We start from the raw sequence: 8,483 nt of genomic DNA on the forward strand, positions 1-8,483 counted from the left end.
TTATAACAAAAATATAAAAATCAACGCTATAAAAGTTCAACACAAACAAAAAGTTATGAAGAAAAAAATTGAAGGCGAATTAATTAGCATTGCGCACCGTTTATTAAAATTAAAAAATCATACAGAAACCATTCAATTACTTGAGGAAGTAAAAAAATTGTACGAACAATTAGCGCTTTTAAAATTTTACGAAGCGAATACCGCTTTGGTAAATGAAGAATTTTCTGAAGAATTGTTTGAAGAAAAAGTAGAAAAAATTATAGTAGGAACCATTGATGTTGTAGATGAAGAAGAAATTTATGTAGAAATGGCTTCAAAAGAGCATATTGCACAAATTGAAGAAGAACTTTTTGAAAAAAATGAAATTTCACACGAACTTTTCCCTTCAAGCGATATTGTAGAAATTGAAAAAGAAGAAATTCTTTCTGAAAGCATTGAGGAAGAAACACCTGAAGAAGAATTACTTGAAGAAGAATTACTTGAAGAAAAATCAGTTCAAGAAGAAGCGCCAGAACAAGTAATTGAAACTCAAATAAAGAAGAAAAAAACGACTTCAAATCCTGAAATTATTGGTACAAAAGTGACCAAACAAATTTCAATGGAAGACATCTTAGTTCACGATTATCAAGATACGTTTTTTGAGAAAAAAGAAGCTACAAATGAGCCAACTTCTGATAGTTCTGAAGCTGTAACAGAAGAGGAAATTATTGAAGAAATAAGTATTGAAGTAGAGTCAGTATCTGAATCAACTCCAGAAGTTGAAATAGAAATAGTGTCGGAAACAAAAGAAGAAATTCCAGTTGTAAACGGAAAAGCTATTGTTTTAGGGTTAAACGATAAAATTGCTTTTGAGAAAAATTTATTTGCCGGAAACGGCGACGATTTAAATAGAGTATTATCTCAATTAAATACTTTCACAAATTGGGAAGAAGCGAAGTCTTTTGTGTTAGATTTTGTTAAACCAGATTATAATAATTGGGAAAATAAAGAAGAATTTGAAGTACGATTTTTAGAAATTGTAGAAAATAAATTCAATTAGTTTGTAGTTTATTGTTATTGGTTTTTTTAATTCATTTCTATTTTAACCACAAACAACAAACCATAAACAACAAACAAAAATAAATGAGTAAATTATACATAGTTCCTACGCCAATTGGCAATTTAGACGATATGACGTTTCGTGCCATTCGCGTGCTAAAAGAAGCCGATTTAATTTTAGCCGAAGACACACGTACCAGCGGAAAATTGCTAAAGCATTTTGAAATTACTACGCATATGCACAGTCACCATATGCATAACGAACACAAAACGGTAGAAAATGTAATTGCTCGATTAAAAGGTGGTGAAACCATTGCTTTAATTTCCGATGCAGGAACACCAGCCATTTCTGATCCCGGATTTTTATTAACACGCGCTTGTGTGGAAAACGGAATTGAAGTAGATTGTTTACCTGGAGCCACAGCTTTTGTACCCGCTTTGGTGAATAGTGGTTTGCCGAATGATAAATTTATTTTCGAAGGTTTCTTGCCTGATAAAAAAGGACGACAAACACGTTATTTGGCTTTAGCTGAAGAAACACGCACCATGATTTTATACGTTTCTCCCCATAAATTATTAAAAACGTTAGCTGAATTTATTCAATATTTCGGTGCAGACAGACCCGTTTCTGTTTCCAGAGAAATTTCAAAATTACACGAAGAAACTATACGTGGAACAGCCGAAGAAGTTTTAAAACACTTTGAAGCAAAACCGGCAAAAGGGGAAATTGTTGTGGTTGTAGGTGGCAAATCTTTGAAATAAAACATAAAGACCTGACAGGTTTTTAAAACCTGTCAGGTCTAAAAATAAAACCTAATGGAACTACTCAACAAAAAATCTTTCCCAGAAACCATCACTTACATTGATGAAAACTATACCTTCACACCAACAGCTTTTAAAAATGGAAATCAATTAAACAATGCTGGTGAAAATAATGGTTCGTGTAAAATTTTTGCATTTGCTCAATTGCAGCAATTTACCAAAGAAGAAACGTTATTATTATTCGGAGATTTCTATCAAGATGTCTTAAACACACCAGAAGTCACCGACCATCAAAATATAAGAAATTTTATGATTTTCGGTTGGGATGGCATTCATTTTGAAGGTTCGGCTTTAGAGAAGAAATAGTTTTTTTAACATATAAGTCATATAAGCTTTTTTGACTTGATAAAATGTTATTATTTTGACTACGACAAAATTTAAATGTGCTTTTTAAAGTTATAAATTAGCATATGTAAGTTATTCAGTAAAAAATTAAACTTATATGACTTATATGTTTAATTTTTATAAATTTGTAAATTAATACTATTCGCCAAAAATCGTAAATCACAAATCGTAAATCCAAAATCACTATGCGTTGGAATCTAAAATCAAAGCCAGAAAAAGAAAAAGTACAAGCCTTACAAAATGCCCTGCAAGTAGATGAAATTATCGCTACTTTATTAGTTCAAAGAGGAATAGAAACCTTCGAGCAAGCCAAAACCTTTTTCCGTCCCACTTTAGAAGACTTACACAATCCGTATCTTATGAAAGATATGGACAAAGCGGTTTCTCGTATCGAAAAAGCTATTGCCAATAACGAAAATATCTTAGTTTTTGGCGATTATGATGTAGATGGAACAACCGCTGTTTCCTTAGTTTCTAGTTATTTACGAAGTTTTTATCCAAATGTGGCGACGTATATTCCAGATCGATATAACGAAGGTTACGGCATTTCCTATCTCGGAATTGACTATGCCGAAGACAACGATGTTTCCTTAATAATCGCACTCGATTGTGGAATAAAATCAATCGACCACGTGAATTATGCCAAAGCAAAAAACATCGATTTCATCATTTGCGACCATCACCGACCTGGCGATTCATTACCCGATGCTATTGCGGTTTTAGACCCAAAACGTACTGATTGCAGTTATCCGTATGACGAATTATGTGGTTGTGGAGTAGGTTTTAAATTGATTCAAGCGTTAGCCGAAAACAGAAACCAAACCATTGAAGATTTACTTCCTTATTTAGATTTGGTTGCGACAGCTATTGCCGCTGATATTGTTCCAATTACTGGTGAAAACCGAGTGTTAGCCAAATTTGGATTGGGAGTTATCAATACCAATCCACGACCAGGAATTAAAGCATTAGTTCAAAATGTAAAGAAAAAAGTCTTAACGATTACCGATGTGGTTTTTATCGTAGCGCCAAGAATCAATGCTGCAGGAAGAGTGAAACACGGTAACGAAGCCGTGGCACTTTTAACCGAATATAATTTAGACCAAGCGGAACAATTTGCTTCTGAAATTGAGCAACACAATTCAGACAGAAAAGAATTGGACAAACAGATTACCAAAGAAGCGTTACTTCAAATCGAAGAAAATAACGAGCAAAACCGATTTTCAACGGTTGTTTATCAAGAAAATTGGCACAAAGGCGTCATCGGAATTGTGGCTTCTCGTTTGGTTGAAAAGTATTATCGACCAACTATCGTTTTTACAAAAAGCGGGGATAAATTAGCCGCCTCGGCACGTTCGGTAAAAGATTTTGACGTCTATAATGCGTTAGAAGCGTGTGCCGAACATTTGGAACAATTTGGAGGACATATGTATGCTGCGGGAATGACATTGAAAGAAGAAAATTACGAAAAATTCAAAGCAGCTTTTGAAAATCAAGTCAAAAAAACCATTCATCCCGATTTATTAATTCCTGAAATCTCAGTAGATTTAGAAATGAATTTTTCGGATCTTGATGAAAAATTTATGCGCATTCTAAAACAATTTGAACCCTTCGGTCCAGAAAATATGACACCTGTTTTTTTATCTAAAAAAGTAATCGATTCGGGTTATGCGAAAACATTAGGTAACGATGCGGAACATTTAAAAGCCTTCGTGAAACAAAATAATTCGCCAAATTTCAACGCCATTGGTTTTGGACTTGGAGATAAAATAGATGTTGTAAAAAATAGAAATCCGTTTGAAGCCGTTTATGTTTTAGAAGAAAACGAATGGAACGGAACGGTTAGTTTACAATTGCAATTGCGCGATGTAAGAGTCAACTAAAAGTAAAAAGTAAAAAGTAAAAAGTGAAAAGCGTAAAGCGAAAAGTCATTCGCCATTTACAATTCATAATTTCATTGTGTGCTTTGCGAAAAACTTTGCGAACTTTGCGGTTAAGAAAAAGAAAAAATTTTTCCAATTAATATAATCTGTTTAATCTGTGTACCCATAGAATGACAAAAAAAGACCCATTTTCAGCCTTAAAAATCCCAGAATTTCGTTGGTTTATACTTATGCGATTAGCCATTGTATTGGCTTGGTCTATGCAATTTGTCTTAATAGAGTGGGAAGTATACCGAATTACCAAAAACCCGTGGTCATTAGGATTAATTGGGCTTATGGAAGTAATTCCAGCTATAGTTATGGCACTGTTTGCCGGTCATATCGTAGACCAATCTGAAAAAAGAAATATGTTGCTCAAATGTTTTGCAGGAACGGCAACAATCAGTATTTTATTTTGTTATTTGGTTCATCCTGAAACCGCAAAAACCATTGGAAAACAACCTTTTTTATATGCCATTTATGCGTTGGTTTTTTTAGGCGGCATCATTCGGGCATTTATCATTCCATCTGTTTTTAGTTTGTTAGGATTAATTGTTCCAAAAACACAATTTACCAATGCGGCTACTTGGAGCAGTTCATCTTGGCAAGTTTCTGCCGTAATTGGGCCCGCTTTAGCTGGATTTTTAATTGGCGGAATTGGCGTTTTCAACTCTATGATTTTCGTGACAATTTCTATTTTTTTAGGAATTTTTATGTTGTTGCAAATTAGTAAAAAACCTATTTTAAATAAAAAAATTGGCGAACCCATTTCAGAAAGTTTAAAGGCCGGAATTAGATTTGTATTTCAAAATAAAATTATTTTAAGCGCACTTTCGTTAGATATGTTTGCGGTTTTATTTGGTGGGGCAGTAGCTTTATTACCTATTTTTGCACAAGATATTTTACAAGTAGGTTCAGAAGGTTTCGGAATTTTAAGAGCCGCACCAGCTATTGGTGGATTGCTAACTATGCTGGCTTCTACGATGTTTTCTATTGAAAAAAATACTGGTAAAAAATTACTATTAGCCGTTTTCGGATTTGGAATTTGTATTATCGTTTTCGGATTATCCCAAAACTTCTGGATTTCGGTAATTGCATTATTTTTAAGTGGTGTTACCGATGGATTTTCAGTAGTTATTCGTTCCACAATTTTGCAAATTTACACGCCGGATGATATGCGCGGAAGAGTTTCATCCGTAAATTCAATTTTTGTCGGTTCTTCAAACGAATTAGGAGCCTTTGAAAGCGGACTCACTTCTAAATTATTTGGAGTTGTAAACGCTGTAGTTTTTGGAGGTATAATGACGTTATTCGTAGCAGGAACCACCGCAGTGGCTTCACCAAAATTCAGAGATTTACAAATAGAAAAGTAATTTTTTGGGCGTTACCACAAGGGTCGGGCTGTACGCTATATCTTTTTATTTCGCCTTGCTTTAGGGCAGTCAAAATAAAAAGGATGCCGCTTCCATCCCTAACGTAAATTCGTTTTCAATAGCACTTTTTATTCGTATTTTTTCAATTCAAATGTTTCGCCATCAAAAACACCATAGGTAAAATAACCAATCCAATCTCCTAAGTTGATGTATTTTGACTGTTCATTTAAAGTAATTTCCATAGGTAAATGGCGGTGTCCAAAAACAAAAAAATTGTACGATTTGGTTTCTAATTTACGTTTGCAATATTGAACCAACCATTCGTTTTCTTCGCCTAAAAATTTCACGTCTTCCGCGCCAGAAATAAGCTTGTTTTTAACCGATAAGTATTGCGCAAATTTCACGCCAATATCAGGATGCAACCACCGGAACAACCATTTTGAAAACGGATTCGTAAACACTTTTTTCATTCGTTTGTAACCCATATCGCCAGGACCTTTTCCGTCGCCGTGACCAATTAAGAAGGTTTTTCCGTTAAAGGTAAATTCTTGATTATCGTGATAAACAGGAATATTGAGTTCTTTTTCAAAATAATCGCCCATCCATAAATCATGGTTTCCAACAAAAAAATAAATAGGAATTCCGGCGTCTCTCAGTTCAGCTAATTTTCCTAAAACACGAACAAAACCTTTAGGAACAACCGTTTTATATTCGAACCAAAAATCAAATAAATCGCCTAGTAAAAAAATGGCATCAGCGTCTTTTTTAACCTCGTCTAGCCAAGCTACAAATTTTTGTTCTCTAGGAAAACTAATTTCTGAAGTTGGCGCACCAAAATGCTGATCGGAAGCAAAATATATTTTTTTCGAATTCAAAATATTTATTTTTTACAAAATTAGCAAAAATTAACATACAAAAAACAGCTTTTTATCGTCAAAAACATACTTCTTGTCGATATATTGATAGTGTTTGCTAAAAATGTATATTTTTGTATACTTAAAGATATTAATTAATCACAATATTATAATGAAAAAACTACTTTTATTATTACTTATGTTTGCAGGTTTCAGTGTTTTTGGACAAATTTCCCAAAACTTTGAAGGCGCAACATTCCCGCCATCTGGTTGGACAACATTTGAAACAGGAACTGGAGCAGGTCAAAGTTGGTCTGAAACTAACTTAACTGTTTTTACCTACGGAGGAGTTGGTAAATCCGCAATGATTAACAAAGAAAATGTAACTACAGGTCAAGCGATTGACTGGATGGTTACTTCTGCCGTTACTGTTCCTGCCAATGGTCAGTTAAGGTTTTATACTAAAACCATTCAAACTGGAGTTCAAGGTAGTTTATTTGACATTAAAATTTCTACTACTTCACAAACAAATACGGCTAGTTTTACCAATCTTGTTTCTTATGACGAGGCTTCTTTAACAGCAGTTGCAAATGTTTATGAAGAAAAAGTAATTGATATACCGGCAACATATCCAGCAGGTTCTACTATTTATATTGCTTTTGTAATGACGAATGACAATGGGGACAGATGGTTAATTGATAATGTAAATGTGGTACAAAAATGTAATGCGCCTGTTGGGCCTTTAGCTACTGCTAATGAAACTACAACTAGTGCTCAATTAAGCTGGGGGAATCCAGGTGGAATTACTGCTTGGGAAGTTGAAGTAGTCCCATTTGCAAATGCCTTTACAGGCGTTCCTACTTATACAAATGTAACGACAAATCCATTTACTGCAACAGGTTTATTACCAAATACGTTATATAAATTTCAAGTTCGTTCTGTTTGTACTAATGGTTTTGCTAGCGATTGGTTTGGACCAAGAAGTTTTCAAACGGCTTCATTTGGAGATACCTGTGCGGGTCCAATTGTAGTTGGAGCTTTACCCTACCAAACAGTTGACAACACAGCCAATTATTTAGATTTATTTGACACTCAGCAACCACTAGGTTGTAGTGGATCGGCAACAAATTATATGGCAGGTAACGATGTATTTTATTCCTATACTGCAACATTTACGGGTAATATTGCTATTTCTTTATCGCCTACCAATGTTAGTTCAAGCATACACGTATACAGTGCTTGTCCTGGGACAGCAGGAGCCACTTGTTTGGCGGGACAGGCTAATGCTACATCAGGAATTAGAGACATAAATCCATTTCCAGTAGTTACGGGAACTACCTATTATATTATAATATCATCAAGTGCGGCACAACAAACTGTTGGCTACACCTTAACGATTCAACAAGTTTTTTGTAATCAACCAACTGCTTTAGCCGCACCAATTACTTCATCTACAACCGCTAATTTAACTTGGGCTGCCGCAACGGGAATTACTACTTGGCAATATTCAGTTGGAGCAGCACCATACGGATTACCTACAGGAACTACTTTCACATCAACCACTTCTAATACTACAAATACTTTTACAGGAATTCCAGGTATTGTATATCAATATTATGTAAGAGCGCAATGTAGTGATGGAAATTACAGCATTTGGGCAGGCCCATTTCCATTTACATTACCACAAGTAGCTACACCATTAAACTTTACAGATGGATTGGAAACCTTAACAGGTTGGACATTAAATAATGGGACACAATCTAATAAATGGTCAGTTGGTTCAGCAGTAAATAATGGCGGAACAAAATCGTTATACATAACAGACACTAATGGTGCAACTAATACGTATAACAATACGTCCGCATCAGTAGTTCAAGCATTTAAAGATTTTGTAATTCCAGCCGGAGCTACTCAATTGGATTTTACATTCGATTGGCGATCTGTTGGTGAAGTACAAGATTACATTCGAGTATGGACAGTCCCTACGACATTCACGCCAACAGCAGGAACACAAATTACCGCTGTGGCGAATAGTAGAATAAAAATAGGACCAGATTTCACATCAATACCAAACTTTATTACACAAAATTACACATTAAACGCTACGCCTTATGCTGGTGGCAATATGCGTG

Annotated in this window: 7 protein-coding genes; 6 read left to right on the plus strand and 1 reads right to left on the minus strand. The window is 34.7% G+C overall.

Features of this window, described 5'->3' with window-relative positions; genetic code table 11:
• Positions 1–55 precede the first annotated feature (55 nt).
• The 5 genes from ACIQ16_RS07300 to ACIQ16_RS07320 all read left to right on the plus strand — a co-directional run bounded on the left by ACIQ16_RS07300 (position 56) and on the right by ACIQ16_RS07320 (position 5,497).
• Positions 56–1,039 carry a hypothetical protein gene (locus ACIQ16_RS07300; protein ID WP_396150104.1) on the plus strand — a complete coding sequence of 328 codons (984 nt, stop codon included), beginning with the start codon at positions 56–58 and terminating at the stop codon, positions 1,037–1,039.
• A gap of 83 nt (positions 1,040–1,122) precedes the next feature.
• On the plus strand, positions 1,123–1,800 hold the full coding sequence (rsmI, locus tag ACIQ16_RS07305; protein ID WP_396150106.1) for a 16S rRNA (cytidine(1402)-2'-O)-methyltransferase: 678 nt from the start codon (positions 1,123–1,125) through the stop codon (positions 1,798–1,800).
• Between the two features lie 54 nt (positions 1,801–1,854).
• Positions 1,855–2,166 (plus strand): HopJ type III effector protein, encoded by a 312-nt coding sequence (locus ACIQ16_RS07310; RefSeq protein WP_396150108.1) that lies wholly within the window; start codon positions 1,855–1,857, stop codon positions 2,164–2,166.
• 224 nt (positions 2,167–2,390) lie between these two features.
• A complete protein-coding gene (gene recJ, locus ACIQ16_RS07315; protein ID WP_396150110.1) occupies positions 2,391–4,085 on the plus strand; it encodes a single-stranded-DNA-specific exonuclease RecJ in 1,695 nt (564 codons plus the stop codon).
• Between the two features lie 170 nt (positions 4,086–4,255).
• Positions 4,256–5,497: an MFS transporter gene (locus ACIQ16_RS07320; RefSeq protein ID WP_396150112.1), complete on the plus strand. Its 1,242-nt coding sequence runs from the start codon at positions 4,256–4,258 to the stop codon at positions 5,495–5,497.
• Positions 5,498–5,625: 128 nt separating this feature from the next.
• Here the strand turns inward: ACIQ16_RS07320 and ACIQ16_RS07325 are convergent, their stop codons facing one another.
• Positions 5,626–6,381, minus strand: a complete 756-nt coding sequence (locus ACIQ16_RS07325) for a UDP-2,3-diacylglucosamine diphosphatase (protein WP_396150116.1) — start codon at positions 6,379–6,381, stop codon at positions 5,626–5,628.
• A 142-nt stretch (positions 6,382–6,523) separates the two neighbouring features.
• On the opposite strand from ACIQ16_RS07325, the gene ACIQ16_RS07330 reads away from it, so the two are divergent.
• A partial coding sequence (locus ACIQ16_RS07330; protein ID WP_396150114.1) for a choice-of-anchor J domain-containing protein occupies positions 6,524–8,483 on the plus strand: 1,960 nt, incomplete at its 3' end.

Source organism: Flavobacterium sp. (genome assembly GCF_044360715.1).
Lineage (GTDB): Bacteria > Bacteroidota > Bacteroidia > Flavobacteriales > Flavobacteriaceae > Flavobacterium.

Coding starts and splice junctions, on each gene's coding strand:
- ACIQ16_RS07310 (WP_396150108.1), top strand. CDS start 1,855: ATGGAACTACTCAACAAAAAATCTTTCCCAGAAACCATCACTTACATT.
- ACIQ16_RS07320 (WP_396150112.1), top strand. CDS start 4,256: ATGACAAAAAAAGACCCATTTTCAGCCTTAAAAATCCCAGAATTTCGT.
- recJ (WP_396150110.1), top strand. CDS start 2,391: ATGCGTTGGAATCTAAAATCAAAGCCAGAAAAAGAAAAAGTACAAGCC.
- ACIQ16_RS07300 (WP_396150104.1), top strand. CDS start 56: ATGAAGAAAAAAATTGAAGGCGAATTAATTAGCATTGCGCACCGTTTA.
- rsmI (WP_396150106.1), top strand. CDS start 1,123: ATGAGTAAATTATACATAGTTCCTACGCCAATTGGCAATTTAGACGAT.